This is a genomic window from Shewanella sp. TC10, from assembly GCF_009663145.1.
Lineage (GTDB): Bacteria > Pseudomonadota > Gammaproteobacteria > Enterobacterales > Shewanellaceae > Shewanella.
Genome location: NZ_VKHR01000040.1, coordinates 23,580 through 41,169, shown reverse-complemented (window position 1 = coordinate 41,169; position 17,590 = coordinate 23,580). Strand labels below are relative to the sequence as shown.

General features: G+C 40.6%; 12 protein-coding genes. 5 read left to right on the top strand and 7 right to left on the bottom strand.

Going from position 1 to position 17,590, the window contains the following annotated elements; all coding sequences use genetic code 11:
• Positions 1–106: 106 nt before the first annotated feature.
• The 4 genes from FNZ24_RS14140 to rppH all read right to left on the bottom strand — a co-directional run bounded on the left by FNZ24_RS14140 (position 107) and on the right by rppH (position 4,694).
• Complete coding sequence (locus FNZ24_RS14140) at positions 107–958, bottom strand: thymidylate synthase (protein ID WP_153915349.1); 852 nt, start codon at positions 956–958, stop codon at positions 107–109.
• A 119-nt stretch (positions 959–1,077) separates the two neighbouring features.
• A complete protein-coding gene (locus tag FNZ24_RS14135; RefSeq protein WP_153915347.1) occupies positions 1,078–1,881 on the bottom strand; it encodes a sulfite exporter TauE/SafE family protein in 804 nt (267 codons plus the stop codon).
• 34 nt (positions 1,882–1,915) lie between these two features.
• Positions 1,916–4,150, bottom strand: coding sequence for a phosphoenolpyruvate--protein phosphotransferase (gene ptsP, locus FNZ24_RS14130; RefSeq protein ID WP_153915345.1), 2,235 nt, complete (start codon positions 4,148–4,150; stop codon positions 1,916–1,918).
• A 25-nt stretch (positions 4,151–4,175) separates the two neighbouring features.
• Complete coding sequence (gene rppH, locus FNZ24_RS14125; protein WP_153915343.1) at positions 4,176–4,694, bottom strand: RNA pyrophosphohydrolase; 519 nt, start codon at positions 4,692–4,694, stop codon at positions 4,176–4,178.
• Between the two features lie 730 nt (positions 4,695–5,424).
• Between rppH and mutH the strand changes: the two genes are divergently transcribed.
• The gene (mutH, locus tag FNZ24_RS14120) at positions 5,425–6,090 is read left to right on the top strand and encodes a DNA mismatch repair endonuclease MutH (protein ID WP_416384841.1); all 666 of its coding nucleotides are present in this window, start codon (positions 5,425–5,427) and stop codon (positions 6,088–6,090) included.
• Positions 6,091–6,211: 121 nt separating this feature from the next.
• On the top strand, positions 6,212–7,297 hold the full coding sequence (locus FNZ24_RS14115; RefSeq protein WP_153915339.1) for an adenylate/guanylate cyclase domain-containing protein: 1,086 nt from the start codon (positions 6,212–6,214) through the stop codon (positions 7,295–7,297).
• 343 nt (positions 7,298–7,640) lie between these two features.
• On the opposite strand, the gene oxyR is transcribed toward FNZ24_RS14115, so the two are convergent.
• The 3 genes from oxyR to FNZ24_RS14100 form a co-directional block, all read right to left on the bottom strand.
• Positions 7,641–8,567 carry a hydrogen peroxide-inducible genes transcriptional activator OxyR gene (gene oxyR, locus FNZ24_RS14110; protein ID WP_153915337.1) on the bottom strand — a complete coding sequence of 309 codons (927 nt, stop codon included), beginning with the start codon at positions 8,565–8,567 and terminating at the stop codon, positions 7,641–7,643.
• Between the two features lie 154 nt (positions 8,568–8,721).
• A complete protein-coding gene (locus FNZ24_RS14105) occupies positions 8,722–9,087 on the bottom strand; it encodes an Hpt domain-containing protein (protein ID WP_153915334.1) in 366 nt (121 codons plus the stop codon).
• Between the two features lie 179 nt (positions 9,088–9,266).
• Positions 9,267–10,202 carry a TIGR01212 family radical SAM protein gene (locus FNZ24_RS14100; protein ID WP_153915332.1) on the bottom strand — a complete coding sequence of 312 codons (936 nt, stop codon included), beginning with the start codon at positions 10,200–10,202 and terminating at the stop codon, positions 9,267–9,269.
• 516 nt (positions 10,203–10,718) lie between these two features.
• Between FNZ24_RS14100 and gltB the strand changes: the two genes are divergently transcribed.
• The 3 genes from gltB (at position 10,719) to FNZ24_RS14085 (ending at position 17,539) form a co-directional block, all read left to right on the top strand.
• Positions 10,719–15,167 carry a glutamate synthase large subunit gene (gltB, locus tag FNZ24_RS14095; RefSeq protein ID WP_153915377.1) on the top strand — a complete coding sequence of 1,483 codons (4,449 nt, stop codon included), beginning with the start codon at positions 10,719–10,721 and terminating at the stop codon, positions 15,165–15,167.
• 5 nt (positions 15,168–15,172) lie between these two features.
• Positions 15,173–16,585 (top strand): FAD-dependent oxidoreductase, encoded by a 1,413-nt coding sequence (locus FNZ24_RS14090; RefSeq protein WP_153915331.1) that lies wholly within the window; start codon positions 15,173–15,175, stop codon positions 16,583–16,585.
• A gap of 261 nt (positions 16,586–16,846) precedes the next feature.
• The gene (locus FNZ24_RS14085; protein WP_153915329.1) at positions 16,847–17,539 is read left to right on the top strand and encodes a 5'-methylthioadenosine/adenosylhomocysteine nucleosidase; all 693 of its coding nucleotides are present in this window, start codon (positions 16,847–16,849) and stop codon (positions 17,537–17,539) included.
• Positions 17,540–17,590 lie beyond the last annotated feature (51 nt).

Below are 17,590 nucleotides of genomic sequence, written 5' to 3'. Positions count from 1 at the left end.
TGAATGTTTAGGAGTTTTCTATAAAACTCATCGAATCTCGTCAAGTCCCCTAGAAGTGACTTAACGAGATCATTTCTTTTCTAGCCTGTTATTTAAGCAGAGTTATCTAAACCGAAAAAGGATACTTGATAGCATCATGGTGCTGATAACCTACCACTTCAAAATCATCCATGGTGACCCAAGTTTCCAAATCTTTAAGACTCTTAATATCTGGATTTATGATCAGCTGCGGCGATGGAAATGGCTCACGAGTCAGTTGTTCATTTTTCATTAAATCAAGTTGGTCTTCATAGATATGAGCATTAATAATTTTATGATAAGCCATACCAGGTTTATTACTTGTGATCTGCGCCATCAAAGCAAGGAATGTATATACCTGAATTTGATTGAAATTAAGCCCTAGTGGCACATCGCATGAACGTTGATAACTAGTTAAATAAAGCGTATCACCCAATAGCGAAAACGTATGAGTGTGCATACAAGGACGCAAACAGCCCATATCAAATTCACCTGGGTTGTAGAAAGTGATAATTTCGCCACGGTCATCGACACCTTTAGACAAGTTATCAACAATTTTAGCCAGCTGATCGACTGTACCACCAGAGGTTTTCTGCCAACGACGTCCTTGAACGCCGTAAACACGCCCCATGTCATCTTCACCTTTGCGGTGAGGGTTTGCTAACCAACTTTGGTTATCATTCGAATTCATGTCCCAAGTTTTAGTACCTAAAGCACGAAAGTCTGCCGCGTTATCATAGCCTCTGATATAGCCAATTAGCTCCGCAATCGCTGACTTCCAATAGCTTTTACGTGTTGTAATAATAGGAAACTGGTTATTTTTCACATCATATTGCAAATCAGCATTAATCACGGTTAAACAACGCTTTCCAGTTCGTTCATTTTCAATCCAATGACCGTTATCGACGATGTTCTGACAAAGATCTAAATACTGACGCATTTTTCATTCCTATTATTATAAGGTTTAATTTAGCAACACTGTTTAAAAGCTGTCATGCAAAACTCAATGAAGATTGAGCTGACAAGCTTGATGTAGCAAAAAGTTATGATACCAAAAAACTATGCAGATAAAGCCATTTTTAAGCCGACAATCATCAGTAGACCAGCAAATGCACGCTTTAAGACTGGAGTTGGCCAAGTGCTTGCGGCTTTTACGCCCAATGGAGCCATTAGCATGGAGCTAATAATGATGCCTGCAAGTGCTGGCAAGTAGATAAAACCAATCGTGCCATCGGGTAAATCGGGCGCATTTAAACCTGCTATGATATAGCCAAGGGTGCCTGAAGTTGCAATCAAACAACCTGTCACAGAGGCGAAACCAACAGCTTGTTTCATCTGTAAACCACAGTAAGTTAAAAACGGCACCAGCAAGACCCCACCACCGATCCCCATCAGCCCTGCGATAATCGCAATTAATGTCGATACGCCCAGTAAAACTACAAAACCGGGAATTTTCTCATTTGCTTTCGGCTTAAAAGGGAAAGCCATTTGTATTGCCATTAGCACAACAAATATCGCAAATGCTTGCTGCAAATGATCTGATGATATTTTCTCTGAAATAAACCCAGATGCTAGCGCGCCAATGAGAATTCCAGGCAACATGGGTTTAAATAATGCCCAAGGTACATTGCCTCTTTTATGATGTGCAGAAGCCGAAGAAAGTGAAGTGAGGATAATTGAAGCTAGTGATGTTGCAATAGCAACGTGAGTGAGTTGGGTTGATTCGACCCCAACTGATGGTAAAAGATAGATTAGTGCGGGCACAATAATTAACCCACCGCCAATACCCAATAAACCCGCCATAAAACCAACAAAAGCACCGAGCACTAAGCAAATAGAAAAAACCAGTAAAATATTGTCCACAGTAAAGCCTTATCCGTGTAAAAATATAAAGAACCTAATGTAAAATTGATATCAATTCTTGTTCATTAAGGTATTCATTCAGAAGTTGGCGAACTTGCTCGCCATTTGACAACAAGAGTGCTTGTTCTAACAGTTGCTCTAGAGACTGTTTATCAATGCGCCTGAGTAAATAGTTGATACGTGCAATACTGCCTTGGTTCATACTCAGCTTTTGATAGCCCATGGCAACAAGAAGCAATGCCCCCATTGGCTCTCCAGCTAACTCACCGCAAATACTCGCATCTAATTGGTATCGATTACAATCAGTAATGGTCCATTTTAACGCTCTTAGCACCCCTGGGTGAAAACTATCAAACAAAGGACTCACACTAGGGTTATTTCTATCAACAGCCAGTAAATATTGAGTTAAATCATTACTACCAACTGACACGAAATCGACACGTTTAGCGACATCTTCCAATTGAAATAGTAATGAAGGCACTTCAAGCATCACACCTATTTGAGGCTTAGGGATAGTTCGATTTAACTCTTCAGTTAATTCACTATAAGCTTGCTCTAAATAGAGTAATGTCCTGTCGATTTCATCAAGGTTACTGACCATAGGTAACAGGATCTGTAATTGTGCCGAATCTGCATTTGCCGTTAACATTGCCCTTAATTGCATCAAAAACAACTCAGGGTGATCTAACGATAAACGGATCCCGCGCCAACCTAGAAACGGGTTATCTTCGTTAATGGGAAAATACGGTAATGGTTTATCACCACCCACATCTAAAGTGCGCATGACAACAGGTCTATCGCGAGCAGCAGAAAGCACCTGTTTATAAACATGCACTTGTTCTATTTCACTAGGGAAACGCTGGTGTAGCATGAAAGGGATTTCAGTACGATATAGTCCTATTCCATCCGCTCCTTCAGCCATATCAGTACTTAAGCCGCTCAGTAGTCCTGCATTTAAGTACAGTTGAATTCGGTGACCATCAATTGTTTGAGCAGGCAGAGATAACTCAGCTGAGAACTGGCGCTGCTGAGCCTGACTTTCTGAAATTAAAGTGTGATATTCATGAAGTACTGCATCTGATGGAGATACGAGTAATTGGCCACTATTAGCGTTTAAGACTAATTTCTTATCATCAATATTAGCCGCCAGTACTTGATCAACCCCAACAATAGCTGGAACGCCTAGTGCTCTAGCCAGAATAGCCGCATGGGCATTAACTCCGCCAAGCTCCGTGACAATCCCTGCAAGTTTTCCTCGAGGAAACTCAGCCAATAATGTTGCGTCGACTTCTTTAGCGACTAATATCACTGGCTTTGAAGGGGCCAGATCTAACTTGTTAGGCTCAATGAGTTGGCGCAATACTTTTTGGCCAAGCTCACGAATATCACTTGCTCGCTCTTTAAGGTAAGGATCTTCCATCGCAATAAATTGGTCTATATAGCGAAGAGAAACTCTGCTTACTGCAGATTCAGCTTGCCAGCCTAAAGCAACTTCTCGTAAGTATTCTCCGCCTAGGCTTGCTTCATTTAATAACAGCTGCAAAGCCGAAAAAATCGACGCTATGTCATCGGCTTTCTCGCGGTCAAATCGCTGCGACAACGTACTTATAATGTCTTTACAACGTTGCATTGCTGACTTAAGTCTAAGCGTTTCTTTATCAACATCAGCGCATTTAATATCAGGCTGAGCTAACGAGATAGCACCGCCTAAAACAAACGCTTCAGCAATAGCAATCCCCTTTGATGCACTGACCCCTTTAAATACAACTTGTTGTTGAACATTACTGATTGCAGCTTTGTTTTTTAAACTACGTACAACCACTGCAAGTTGCGCGGCAAGCGTCATTAAAAAAGCTTCTTCATTTTCACTAAACTGTCTTGGCTGTGGCTGCTGAACAACAATGACACCAACAACTTGTTTTTGAAAAATAATCGGGACAGCAAGAAAAGCGCGGTACTCTTCTTCTTCAACTTCTGGGAAAAATTTAAAACGGTGATGGGATTTAGCATCAGCAAGATTAACCGCCTCTTCTTTCTCAGCGGCTAATCCAACTAAACCTTCAGATAAAGGCATTTTTACATTATTGATAGCAGCACTTGCGAGTCCATCAGAGGCAGAAAGAACAAGGTGTTGTTGCTCAAGGATATAGATTGAGCAGCATTGAGTTTGCATCGCTAATTTTGTTTGCGACACTAACACATTTAATGCTGAATCAAGGCTACTTGCTCCTGCAACAGCCTGTGTGATATCCCTAAGCGTGTTTAGCACTTTCCCTGCCCTCTATGAACGCGAGTTAATTACGGTGTCGACCTCTTTTGCGGCTAGGCTCACGCCCTTGAAATGCCAAAGTAGTAAAAGCAAACTCTTTCATGACTTTTCGATAAACATCGCGCTTAAAAGACACAACTTGCCTTACTGGGTACCAATAACTGACCCAACGCCAATCATCAAACTCAGGATGACCACAAGAGTTTAAATTAATACTGTCGTCGCTATCTTTGAGCTGTAGTAAATACCACTTTTGTTTTTGACCAATACACACAGGTTTACTTTCCTGCCTGATCAGTCTTTTTGGTAAACGATATCTTAACCATGAACGTGTTGACGTTAAAATTTGCACATTTTCAGGTTTTAGACCGACTTCTTCATACAATTCTCGATACATAGCTTGTTCAGGACTTTCACCATCATCTACGCCACCTTGAGGAAATTGCCATGAGTGTTGTCCAAACCGTCTGGCCCACATTACTTGACCATATTTGTTACAGATAATAATGCCCACATTTGCGCGAAAGCCGTCGCTATCAATCACATGGACTCCAATTACACTACAAATTAATGACTAGATTGTTTCACAAAGCTTGCCTACGGGCAAACAAGGATTTAGCTATCATCTTTGGATAAATCACTGTGTACAGGACTTTTATCAACAGAAGATGGTAACTGTTATCCATATTATCCACAAAATCTGTGGATATCTCTGTTCGAAACTCTGAAATAACTCATTTCGAGCAAGTTTCGTTGAGTTTCAACAGAATAAAAAAAACAATCAACATAAGAACTAAATCAATAAAAAACAGAAACTTAAGAATATACCGAATCGTTAAATTATATTAACAACAACGTAGAGGTTACTTTTTAACCACACATAGTATTAACTAATAATGCTTTGATATGAGTTTTAAGTTATACACAAAAAACAAGAATAATATTTCATAAATATTAAAATAAAGCGATTTTTAGCCATTGACGAACAAATTTATATCCGCTAAGCAGCTTCAAAATAAAGTTATTCATCAATTCTGTGGATAACTATGTGTGAAAGACTAGAGCAAAAGGAGAGTAACTTAGCTCTTCGGTAAAAAATATTAACCAATTAATAAAAAAGTTGTTAATTATCATAAAATTAATAAAGTTGTCCCCCGTGAATAACTCACGCAAACTTCGATGTGTATTTTTTAACCACGCACAAAGGCTGCGAACAAATCAATAAACAAGTACACTTCTTTATCCATTATTTATAGTTCTAAGATGTTTTTATGATGAATAGCCAACCCAATTCCATTGAAGAGTTAATGCAAAGAGCAAATGATATGGCTGGTGTGACATTGGGGGATATAGCAATGGAGCATGGTATACCTGTTCCGGAAAATCTTAAAAGAGATAAAGGATGGATTGGGCAGTTAATAGAAATGGAACTGGGTGCAACCGCTGGCTCTAAACCACAACAAGATTTCTTACACCTAGGCGTTGAACTTAAAACCATCCCTATAGATAAGAATGGCCGTCCAATCGAAACAACCTACGTTACTGTTGCCCCACTTACAAATATTCAAGGTCTGACTTGGGAGCAAAGCATTGTTTGTCATAAATTAAGCCAAGTGTTATGGATACCTGTTGAGGGCGAAAGAAGCATTCCTGTAAAAGAAAGAAGAATTGGATCACCTGTTCTATGGCGCCCAAATGTGGATGAAAGCCGCGCTTTACAGCAGGATTGGGAAGAAATAATGGAATTGATCGCGATTGGACATGTCGATAAAGTGACAGCAAGGCATGGAGAAGTCCTGCAGTTACGACCAAAAGCGGCGAATAGCAAAGCCTTAACAGAATCAATTGCCGAAGATGGCTCAATTAAGCTGTCTAATCCTCGTGGGTTTTATTTAAAGATCAACTTCACCCACCAAATACTAACAAATGCATTTAGTTAAGGTAACATCAGCACAACATCCAGATGGCAATTTAAAACTAATTAAAATACCACTATGACAAGTATGGGAATTTTCTATAAACTAGCCTGTCTTCAAATATCAACGGATTAGATATAAACCAGTGAAAGCACGTCGACAGACGAGAAAACTACTTTTTGCGATTATTGCATGGTGTGCAGCCATGGGTGCATTTGTATTTTTCCGATATTCACAAGCTCCAGAACTCCCTCAATGGGCCATAGGAAAGTCAGATCTAGCCACGCTAGCGATTTTCATGGGCTTTGTGTTTGGTTGTTTACATTGGATGTCTAACCTAATCGCTGATTTTAGTGCTATCAGTCGACTCCCCTATATCTTCTCCGTCATTTTCAAAGGTCTGTTTTTATTGCTTGGTGCAATGACACTTGCCTATGTAACTCAATTTTTGAACATGTGGGCGATTGAAAATCACCTTGTCACCCTAAGACAGATGCTTACAGCGCACATATTATATAGCCCGTCCTTCCAAGCTCTAGTTATCTATTTAGTTGCTGTTAGGGTAGGTCTTGCTTTTGTTGAGCAAATGGCTTTATTAGTAGGCCCAAGGGTTCTTCTCAATATCGGTTTAGGCAAATACCATCAACCGCGTTATGAGCATCGACTGTTTCTATTTGTCGATATGGTGTCTTCTACTTCCCATGCCGAAACATTGGGAGATTATAGATTTAGCCGCCTAATCCAAGATAGCTTTAGTATGTTGGCTGATACCGTGACTAATAACGATGCTGAAATTTATCGTTATATGGGTGATGCTGTATTAATTCATTGGCCATTGGAAGAAGGCATTAAAGAAGATCGCTGCATGAACATTTATTATGAGTTCAGCCAGCAACTTAATTGGCACCGACCTTATTTTGAAGAGCATTATGGCTTTGTGCCTAAGTTCAAAGCTGCAGCTCACTGCGGTCAAGTCGTTGCTGCTGTCGTCGGCGTTCAAAAGCAAGAAATTAGCTTTTTCAGTGATGTCATCAACACCCTTGCTAGACTTCAAGATCAGTGTAATCCACTCGGTCAGCGCATGTTGATATCTGGTGAAGTTGCACACCGCCTTGAGAGACAGGGTAGCCAATTCGATTTAGCAGATTTGGGTGCGATGAAGCTCAAAGGTAAGCAACATGAGATTGAAGTTTACGGAGTGACACCGAAGAAAGTACCGCCAATAGCTTAACACTGCTCTCTTTTTAAGACTTTCATCTTCAGTGTGGTAAATACTATTTAAGCCAAATACTCATTCTTTAGCCGTATTTGCGTTCTGTTTCTGACTCAAAATCCAGTTAATTCAACAAGCCTATTTATTTTAAAAGTCCGCTTAATTCCCTTAATAAAATAGAAATTCGCACTTACTCACTTTGATAGTGACAATATCTTGCTCCATAAAAAAGCCTTGAAACAACTCATGTCTCAAGGCTTTATTCATTCAAAGCTGCAATCAAAGTAACCTATAACCTGCTAAAACTCAGTATTTCATTTATCTGAGGTTTTACTTGTAATCGCTATTATTTAACGAACTCTTAAAAACGATTTTTATCGCCACTTTTATCGCTAAGAAGCGTTTCCAGCATTAACCCTAACGTTCTGAATGTACTGATCCGACTGGTGGTTTGACGCCAAACTAAGCCTATATCGCGGTAAGGTGCCTCACCAGGCGGGTTCATAATATTCAGTTCAGTATCATTTAAAATACCTGCATCAATCGCCATTTGAGGAAGGAAAGTTGTACCTAGTTTACTGTCAACCATCTGAACGAGTGTATGTAGGCTAGTCGCTGCAAATGGATTAATCTTGGCACTGTTGCCTAACTGACAAGCTGTTATTGCATGTCCAGTTATACAATGTTCACTTTGTAGTAAGAAGATACTTTCGTCAGGCATTTGTTGGTAATCAATAGGGTTAATGATCCCATCAGATAACTCTTCATGCACCACCATTTTAAACGGATCAATACCAACCTTCATGCTGTGGAAGCCAGTTGTATCAACCGGTAATGCCAAAATCAGTAAGTCTAACTCCCCTTTTCCAAGAGAATCCAATAAACTTTCAGTAGTATCTTCTTTTAGTAGCAAACTCAGTTGCGGGTAATCGAGTTGGCATTGTTTAACCACTCTGCTCAGCAAAAATGGGGCAATGGTAGGGATACAGCCAAGACGAATTTCACCGGTCATTGGCTCACCTTGGTTTTTGACTAATTCAACGAGATCATCCACGTCAGTAAGCAGCTTTCTTGCTCTTTCTACAACTTCTTCACCGATAGCGGTAAACATGAATGACTTATGATCTCGCTCAATCAATTGGTAACCTAGTTGCTCTTCAAGATTCTGTATACCACTTGATAAAGTCGACTGACTCACAAAACACGACTTAGCAGCACGATTGAAGTTTTGCTCTTGATGTAAATTTACCAAATAAAAAAGGTTTTTAAGACTTGGTAGGTTTTTCATTTAATCGATTACCCTAATCAGAATTCATTTAAATAATGAATTAACTCATCACAAATAACAATCGCCAGTACACGATCAACGGCTCAAAATAAGAAATTAATAAAAAAAGACCAAAAAAAAGTCCCTTGCGGGACTTTTATATCAACAAAAACGATTATGCTTTTGCTTCAAGAAATTCTTTTAATTGCTGTAAGTCAGTGCTTGCATGCTTAACAATTTCTGCTAACCAAGCATTGTGCTCAGTTTCCCAGCTTGCTTCTTCACCATGCTGTAATAATTGGGCAAATTGTTGAATACGCTTTAACCCAACTGAACCTGCTGCACCTTTGAACTTATGTGCTTCTGCGCATAAAGTGTCTTTATCATTCACTTCGTTCGCTTTTACTAAGCTACCAACATATTCTGGCATTAATTGCTCAAATAATACGACACTTTTTAATAAAGTACCTGCACCAATAGCACTACAATATTGCTCTAAAGTATTGAGATCCAAGATAGACTCTAGCTGAACTGTGGCCATTGTGGCACCTCTTTCTAATTCATTACTGTAAAATTGGAATTTATAATACTCGCAATAATTGCCTATGCAACAACTCAGCGCTTTTCAAGTCTAATTTACGGCAAATAACCACAAAAAATTAACAAAAAATTAAAATCCACCCATATAAAATACTAAGAAACATGCAATGCGGTTACTTTTTAAACTGTTCTAGAGGTAACATAATAGCCTTGGCCACCGTTTTCAGCTAAATTTTTGACAATCGATACTAATCCATCCCATCGATACGCACACCAATCCGGTGCCAATAACATAGGTTTTTTAGCATAAGCAGTAACACGGTGAAAGATTATCTCTTTAGGGGTATTTCTAATCAGTTCACTGGCATAATGAGCGTAATCATCTTGTGACAGCAAAGGCATACCTTTATGACGCCACGCTTTCGCCATCACACTTCCTTCAACAATATGTAAAGGATGTAATTTTAATCCATCAACCCCAGTATTGATGACCTGCTGCAGACTATTTAAATAGTCATCATAGGTTTCGCCAGGCAAGCCTAAAATTAAATGAGCGCATACTTTAATGCCTCTTTTTCTTGCTCTTATTACCGTATCTTCATAAGCAGAAAAATCATGTCCGCGGTTAATGCGCTTCAAAGTCTCGCTATTAGATGTTTGCAAGCCCAGCTCTAACCACACTTCGATCCCTTTGTCTTGATAACTCACAAGTAAATCTAAAATTTCATCAGGAACGCAATCTGGGCGAGTACCAATGTGTAGCCCAACGATATCTGCATCTTTTATTGCTTCATCGTATTTTTGCTTTAAAACTTGATATTCATCATAGGTACTGGTGTAAGCTTGAAAATAAGCTATATATTTAGAGGTAGATGCAGGAGCGTTAGCTAACAGAGAACGCTGTTTACCTTGAACCAATTGTTCAGAAATACTGGCTTCGGTACCTTGTTCATAACTAAAAGAAGAAACATTACAAAATGTGCAGCCTCCTTTACCTAAGGTTCCATCCCTATTAGGGCAGGTAAATTTCGCATCAATTGTGAGTTTTCTGATCCTACCGCCATATTGCTTTTTACATACGGCGCCGAATGTATTTACGTAATCATCTAAACCCACAATGGTTCCTCGAATTCAAAAAAGTGGCAGATACTAAACCTCTTCAGAAACTAAAACTTGGTGCTATATCAATAAATCATCAAATAAATTGCACATATTTTCGACAGTGAAATTCTGAGGTCACATTTTTTAATATTCGTATTTATAAACCATTTGATAAGAGTGAATTTATATTCATATTATCCAAATAGTTAATTAGCACTGTACTTGAAAATAAATTCACTATTTATAAAACTAAATCAATTACTCTAAAGTGTTAACAAAAAGTAACGTGATTTTTTTTGTGTTTTTAAAATTCTTTTTATTCATAAGGTTATACGAACAAATACACAGTTTACGTTAACGTCAACAAGGTTTTTTTTTACATTTGTAATGGCAATTACAATTCATTTTGTTGAGTAATTTAAGTTTGACCTTTATTCATTATCGGGCTAATTTGGGTGGTTCGGGTGCATATCTATGAGAACTTCTCCGCATTATCCGAGTCGTATTAAGTTAGGTTTAGGGAGTTTTTGTATGAGCTTATATCATCCCAGCTTTGAGCGGGACAATTGTGGTTTCGGTTTAATAGCCCAAATGGATGGCGATGCTAGCCATCGTATTGTCCGCACAGCAATTCACGGTTTAGACAGAATGAAGCACCGTGGTGGTATTGCATCGGATGGTCGCACAGGTGATGGCTGTGGACTATTAATGTCGATGCCTAAAGACTTTTTTGCTGCAGTAGCAACAGAGAATGATTGGCACTTAAGCCGAAAATTTGCAGTGGGGATGCTTTTTTTAAGCCAAGACCCAGTAAAGGCAGAAACATCAAAAGCGATTTTAGAAAAAGAACTACAACGTGAAACCTTGAGTGTTGCGGGCTGGAGAAAAGTCCCAGTAAACCCAGATGTACTTGGTGAGATCGGCCGTAAAAGTTTGCCGCAAATCTATCAGGTGTTAATTAACGCACCTGTCGGTTGGCGTGAAAAAGATTTAGAGCGTCGTCTATATATGGCAAGACGTCGCCTTGAACAACAAATTGTAGATGATAAAGATTTTTACGTAGCAAGTTTATCTGGTCAGGTTATCGTCTATAAAGGCTTGATGATGCCAGCAGACTTGCCATCTTTTTATACTGATCTCGCAGATATCCGTTTAAAGAGTACGATTTGTTTATTCCATCAACGCTTTTCTACAAACACATCACCAAAGTGGCCTTTAGCTCAGCCATTTAGATTCTTAGCCCATAACGGTGAAATTAATACCATTACGGGTAACAGACAATGGGCTCGTGCCCGTGCGTACAAGTTTAATTCTCCACTACTACCTGATTTGCAACAAGCAGCCCCTTTTGTAAACGAGACAGGTTCAGACTCTTCTTCTTTAGATAACATGCTTGAAATGTTGTTATCTGGCGGAATGGATCTTTATCGCGCGATGCGCTTGCTGATCCCACCAGCATGGCAAAGTAATCCAGAAATGGATGACGAGTTAAAAGCCTTCTACGACTTTAACTCCATGCATATGGAGCCTTGGGATGGCCCTGCAGGCATTGTAATGAGTAATGGTCGTCACGCAGCGTGTGCTGTCGATCGTAACGGTCTGCGCCCTTCTCGCTACGTTATTACTAAAGATAGAATCCTTACACTGGCCTCTGAAGTCGGTATTTGGGATTACTCTGCAGATGAAGTTGTCGAAAAAGGCCGAGTCGGCCCTGGCGAGTTACTTGTTTTAGATACCATGAATGGTCGTCTATATTCATCGTTTGAAATTGATAACGATTTAAAACGTCGTCACCCATATAAAGAATGGATGTCTAAAAACAGCCGTACATTAGTGCCTGCCAACGAGATAGAAGCAGCACAACAAGGCGCAAGCAACTTTACCACTGATGTATTGCTTCAATACCAAAAGCAATTTGGCTATAGTCGCGAAGAACTTGAACAAGTAATTTGGGTATTAGCCAGCAAAGGTGAAGAAGCCACAGGTTCAATGGGTGACGATACGCCAATGGCCGTATTGTCGAAAAAGTCTCGCTCTCTTTATGACTACTTCCGTCAAAAGTTTGCTCAGGTGACTAACCCTCCTATCGATCCATTACGTGAAAAACATGTGATGTCATTAACCACTTGTGTGGGACGTGAACAAAATCTATTTTGCGAAACAACAGGCGTTGCTTACCGAGTCATGTTCGACTCACCTGTTTTATTATTCAGTGATTTCAATCAATTATTAGGACTCGATAGCACTTACTATCGCGCTAATACAGTTGATCTTAATTACGATGCTCATGAAAACTTACAACAAGCGATTGAACGTATCACCGATGACGCTGAGCGTTTAGCGCGAAGTGGCACAACGCTGCTGATATTATCTGACCGTGCGACTGCTAAAAACGTACAGGTAATTCCAGCTGCTATGGCTGTGGGCGCTGTTCAACAACGTCTGGTCGATAAAAGCTTACGTTGTGATACCAATATTATCGTTGAAACAGCATCTGCTCGAGATCCACATCACTTTGCTGTTTTACTTGGCTTTGGCGCTACCGCGATTTACCCATATTTAGCGTATGAATCAATTTCAGCAATGGCCAAGAAAAACCAAATTGAAGATGACAGCAAATTGATGCTTAACTTCCGTCAAGGCATTGAGAAAGGCCTGCGTAAGATTATGTCTAAAATGGGCATCAGTACTGTGGGTTCTTACCGTTGTAGTCAACAGTTTGAAGCTGTCGGTTTATCGTCTGATGTTATTGAGCTTTGCTTTAAAGGTGTTATTAGCCGTATCGAAGGTGCGAGCTTTGAGCATCTAGCTGCCGATCAAAAGAAACTTCATACCGCTGCGTATCGTGCCCATGTGCCATTACCTCAAGGCGGCTTATTGAAGTATGTTGAAGGTGGCGAATACCACAGCTTCAACCCTGACGTAGTCAATACACTACAGCAGAGTCTTAAAGAGCAAGATTATCCAAAATACAAAAAGTTTGCCGCTTTAGTCGACGATCGCCCAATTGCAACACTGCGTGATTTAATCGGCGTGAAAGGTACTAATCAAGCAATTGAAGAGTCTAAAGTAGAAGCTGCTGAGAACTTATTCCCACGCTTTGATAGTGCAGCAATGAGTATTGGTGCATTAAGCCCTGAAGCCCATGAAGCCTTAGCTGTTGCGATGAACCGTATCGGTGGTCGCTCAAATTCAGGTGAAGGTGGCGAAGACGCGAATCGATTTAATAGCGAACGTAACTCTGCCATTAAGCAAATTGCTTCAGGCCGCTTTGGCGTCACTGCTCATTACCTCGTGAATGCCGATGTGCTGCAAATTAAAGTTGCTCAAGGTGCAAAACCTGGTGAAGGTGGGCAGTTGCCAGGACATAAGGTCAGTGTAGAAATTGCAGGTCTTCGTCATGCGCGCCCTGGCGTTACTTTGATTTCACCGCCACCGCATCACGATATTTACTCAATTGAAGATTTAGCTCAGCTCATTTTCGATTTAAAACAAATCAATCCTAAAGCACTTGTTTCAGTGAAGCTGGTATCAGAACCAGGTGTTGGCACCATTGCCACAGGTGTAGCCAAAGCCTACGCCGACATGATCACTATTTCTGGTTATGACGGTGGTACCGGTGCAAGCCCAGTGACCTCTGTTAAATATGCCGGATCACCTTGGGAGTTAGGTCTTGCAGAAGTACACCAATCATTGGTGGAAAATGGCCTGCGTCATAAAATTCGTTTACAAGTAGATGGCGGTTTAAAAACGGGCTTAGACATTGTTAAAGCAGCGCTGTTAGGTGCAGAAAGCTTTGGTTTTGGTACTGTGCCAATGATTGCCCTAGGTTGTAAGTATTTACGTATTTGCCACTTAAATAACTGTGCAACTGGTGTTGCTACTCAAGACAAGAACTTGCGTGACAAGCATTACCACGGCTTACCTGAACGAGTGATTACTTACTTTGAGTTTGTAGCACAAGAAGTTCGTGAATGGATGGCAACCTTAGGTGTTGCTAAATTTGAAGACATGGTTGGTCGTACTGACTGGCTCTATGCCCTTGAAGGTAAAACAGCTAAACAGCTTGGTTTAGATTTAGCGCCTATTTTATACCAGCCTAAAGTTGCTGAAGGCAGCGCAATCACTTGGAAAGAGTTAAACCCGCCTTCTGATAAAGGTGAACTTAACCTGCAAATTGTGACTGATACAGCCCAAGCGGTTCTTGAAGGTAAAGCGTTCACTAAGCAATATGCCATCAATAACACAAACCGATCAGTTGGTGCTGCACTTTCAGGTTATATCGCCACAAATGTAGGTGTGACCGGCGCTAAAGAACCTATATCACTGCAATTTAACGGCAGTGCTGGGCAAAGTTTCGGGGTTTGGAACAGTCCAGGCCTTGAAATGAAACTGGTTGGCGATGCTAACGATTATGTTGGTAAAGGCATGTCTGGCGGCAAAATTGTCATCAACCCGCCTGTAGGTAGTCCTTTCCAAAGTGAACAAAGCGCGATTATGGGTAATACCTGTTTATATGGTGCAACTGGCGGCCGCGTTTATGCAGCAGGCCAAGCAGGTGAACGTTTCGGCGTTCGTAACTCTGGCGCTATCGCTGTGGTAGAAGGCGTAGGAGATAACGGCTGTGAGTACATGACTGGCGGTATCGTAGTGGTCCTCGGTAAAACTGGCGTGAACTTCGGCGCAGGTATGACTGGTGGCTTTGCTTACATCTTCGATAGATTCAATCACTTTAGCCGCCGAGTAAACACTGAACTTGTCGACACACAAAAATTAGAATCGAAAATTCAGCAGCAACATCTTAAAGAGCTGATTGAAGCGCATGTTGAAGCCACAGGTAGTGAACATGCCAAGATGATTCTAAGTGATTTTGAGAATTGGTTAGACTGTTTTGTATTAGTTAAGCCTAAAAATATTGCCGTTGCAGACTTGCTCAAAATTGAGCAAAAAAGCCCGGAACTAGCTGTGAAGGCGGGGTAATTTAGATGAGTAATGACTTTCAATTTATCGAGGTGGATCGTAAAGATCCAACCAAGCACTCTGCAGCAGAGCGTTCAACCCAGTTTATCGAAATCTATCAGCCTTTTTCTCAGCCACAAGTGGCAGAGCAAGCTGACCGTTGTTTAGATTGTGGTAACCCTTATTGTGAGTGGAAATGTCCGCTACATAACTATATTCCAAACTGGTTAAAGCTGGCAGAACAAGGCCGTATTCTTGAAGCTGCTGACTTGGTACATGAGACAAACACCCTGCCAGAGATCTGTGGTCGTGTTTGTCCTCAAGATAGGCTTTGTGAAGGTGCTTGTACCCTTAATGATGACTTTGGCGCTGTAACCATTGGTAATGTTGAAAAATACATTACTGACACCGCGATTAGCCAAGGATGGCGACCAGACATGAGTACCGTAACCCCTCGTAAAGAGCGAGTGGCGATTATTGGTGCAGGTCCGGCTGGCTTAGGTTGTGCTGACATTCTTAGCCGTAATGGCGTTAAAGCTGTGGTGTATGACAAATACCCACAAATCGGTGGTCTACTGACATACGGTATTCCGTCTTTCAAGCTTGATAAAGATGTAATGCAAACACGTCGTAATGTCCTTGAAGGCATGGGTATTGAATTTAAAATGGGTGTCACTGTTGGTAAAGACATTCCATTTCAAACCCTACTCGATGAGTATGATGCTGTGTTCTTAGGAATGGGAACTTACACGGCAATGAAAGCACGTCTACCAGGTGAAGAAAGCCAAGGTGTTATCCAAGCGCTACCTTACCTTATTGGCAATACTCATGAACTGATGGGGACTCAATGCCAAGACAATCCATACCAAAGCCTTGAAGGTAAAAATGTGGTTGTTTTAGGCGGTGGTGATACCGCAATGGATTGTGTCCGTACTGCAGTTAGACAAGGTGCTAAAAGCGTGACTTGTGCTTATCGACGTGATGAAGCCAACATGCCAGGCTCTCGCCGTGAAGTACAAAATGCACGTGAAGAAGGTGTCAACTTCTTATTTAATCGCCAACCTGTTGCTATTAAAGAACAAGACGGCGTAGTGACAGGCATTGAATGCGTTGAAACCCAAATGGGTGAAGCCGATGAGTCTGGTCGTAAAAAAGCTGAAGTCATTCCTGGTAGCGAGCAAGTACTTGACGCCGATGCCATCATCATTGCTTTTGGTTTCCAAGCAAGCCCAGCGCCTTGGTTTACCGATTTTGGTATTGAAACCAATGAATGGGGTTTAGTTAAAGCCAGTAAGTTTGATGATAATCCTTTTCAAACCACTAACCCTAAAGTATTTGCGGGTGGAGACATGGTGCGAGGATCAGATCTTGTGGTAACAGCTATCGCAGAAGGCAGAGATGCCGCTCAAGGAATATTAAACTCTTTTGAAGATGCATAAATTGTAAACCAGCATGAGTTAATACTCTGCTTTAAACAGCACACTAGAAAGCGCATTGAAAAATGCGCTTTTTTTATTGATAAAATTTATACCGCTCTCAGTTCTGATTTAACCATATGTGCTATATTAGCCGCCATCTTTAAAGCTAAGACTTACAGTGAGTAAAAGATTTGTTTTTATCAGCAAGTATAAAACTCAACTTAGCTATCTTATTAATGCCAAAAACCTGAAATTGGCAAACTAATCAATGAGAATCAGTTTATGAAAATCGCTATTATTGGTGCAATGGAACCTGAAGTTGCTCACTTAATCGAAACTATGACGAATCCAGTTCATTCAAAAGTGGCTGGCATCGAGTTTGTTGAAGGTCAATTATCGGGTCACGATGTAGTGGTTACTCGCTCTGGTATTGGTAAAGTCGCTGCCAGTATAGCGACCACATTAGTCATTAATAACTTCAACGTTACAGCAGTGATTAACACAGGTTCTGCTGGCGGATTTGTTGATAGCTTAAATATTGGCGATATTGTTATTTCTTCAGAAGTACGTCACCACGATGTTGATGTCACCGCTTTTGGTTACGAAATAGGTCAAATGGCCTCTCAGCCTGCTGCATTCATTCCTGACACTAAATTAGTTGAAGCAGCTAAAGCGGCAATTTCATCTTTAGGTGAAGCGCAAGTCATCGAAGGCTTAATTGCCACTGGTGATAGCTTCATTTGCGATCCTGAACGTACAAAAATCATGTTGAACAACTTCCCTAAGATGGCTGCATGTGAAATGGAAGCGGCTGCTATTGCGCAAGTTTGTCACCAATTTGAAGTACCATTTGTTGTTATTCGCTCACTTTCAGATAATGCCAACAATGACTCTGCTGTCGATTTCGATTCATATATTGTTAAAGCGGGTCATTACTCTGCATTAATGGTCATCGCATTATTAAAACAGCTATAATCCAACCATAAAACTTTGGCTTTAATAGCTAAGATGGTAAACATTGGGGTG

Bases quoted from the DNA above. Each gene is read 5' to 3' on its own strand.
- FNZ24_RS14140 (WP_153915349.1), bottom strand. From the start codon at position 958: ATGCGTCAGTATTTAGATCTTTGTCAGAACATCGTCGATAACGGTCAT.
- mutH (WP_416384841.1), top strand. From the start codon at position 5,425: ATGAATAGCCAACCCAATTCCATTGAAGAGTTAATGCAAAGAGCAAAT.
- oxyR (WP_153915337.1), bottom strand. From the start codon at position 8,567: ATGAAAAACCTACCAAGTCTTAAAAACCTTTTTTATTTGGTAAATTTA.
- FNZ24_RS14105 (WP_153915334.1), bottom strand. From the start codon at position 9,087: ATGGCCACAGTTCAGCTAGAGTCTATCTTGGATCTCAATACTTTAGAG.
- gltB (WP_153915377.1), top strand. From the start codon at position 10,719: ATGAGCTTATATCATCCCAGCTTTGAGCGGGACAATTGTGGTTTCGGT.
- FNZ24_RS14090 (WP_153915331.1), top strand. From the start codon at position 15,173: ATGAGTAATGACTTTCAATTTATCGAGGTGGATCGTAAAGATCCAACC.
- FNZ24_RS14085 (WP_153915329.1), top strand. From the start codon at position 16,847: ATGAAAATCGCTATTATTGGTGCAATGGAACCTGAAGTTGCTCACTTA.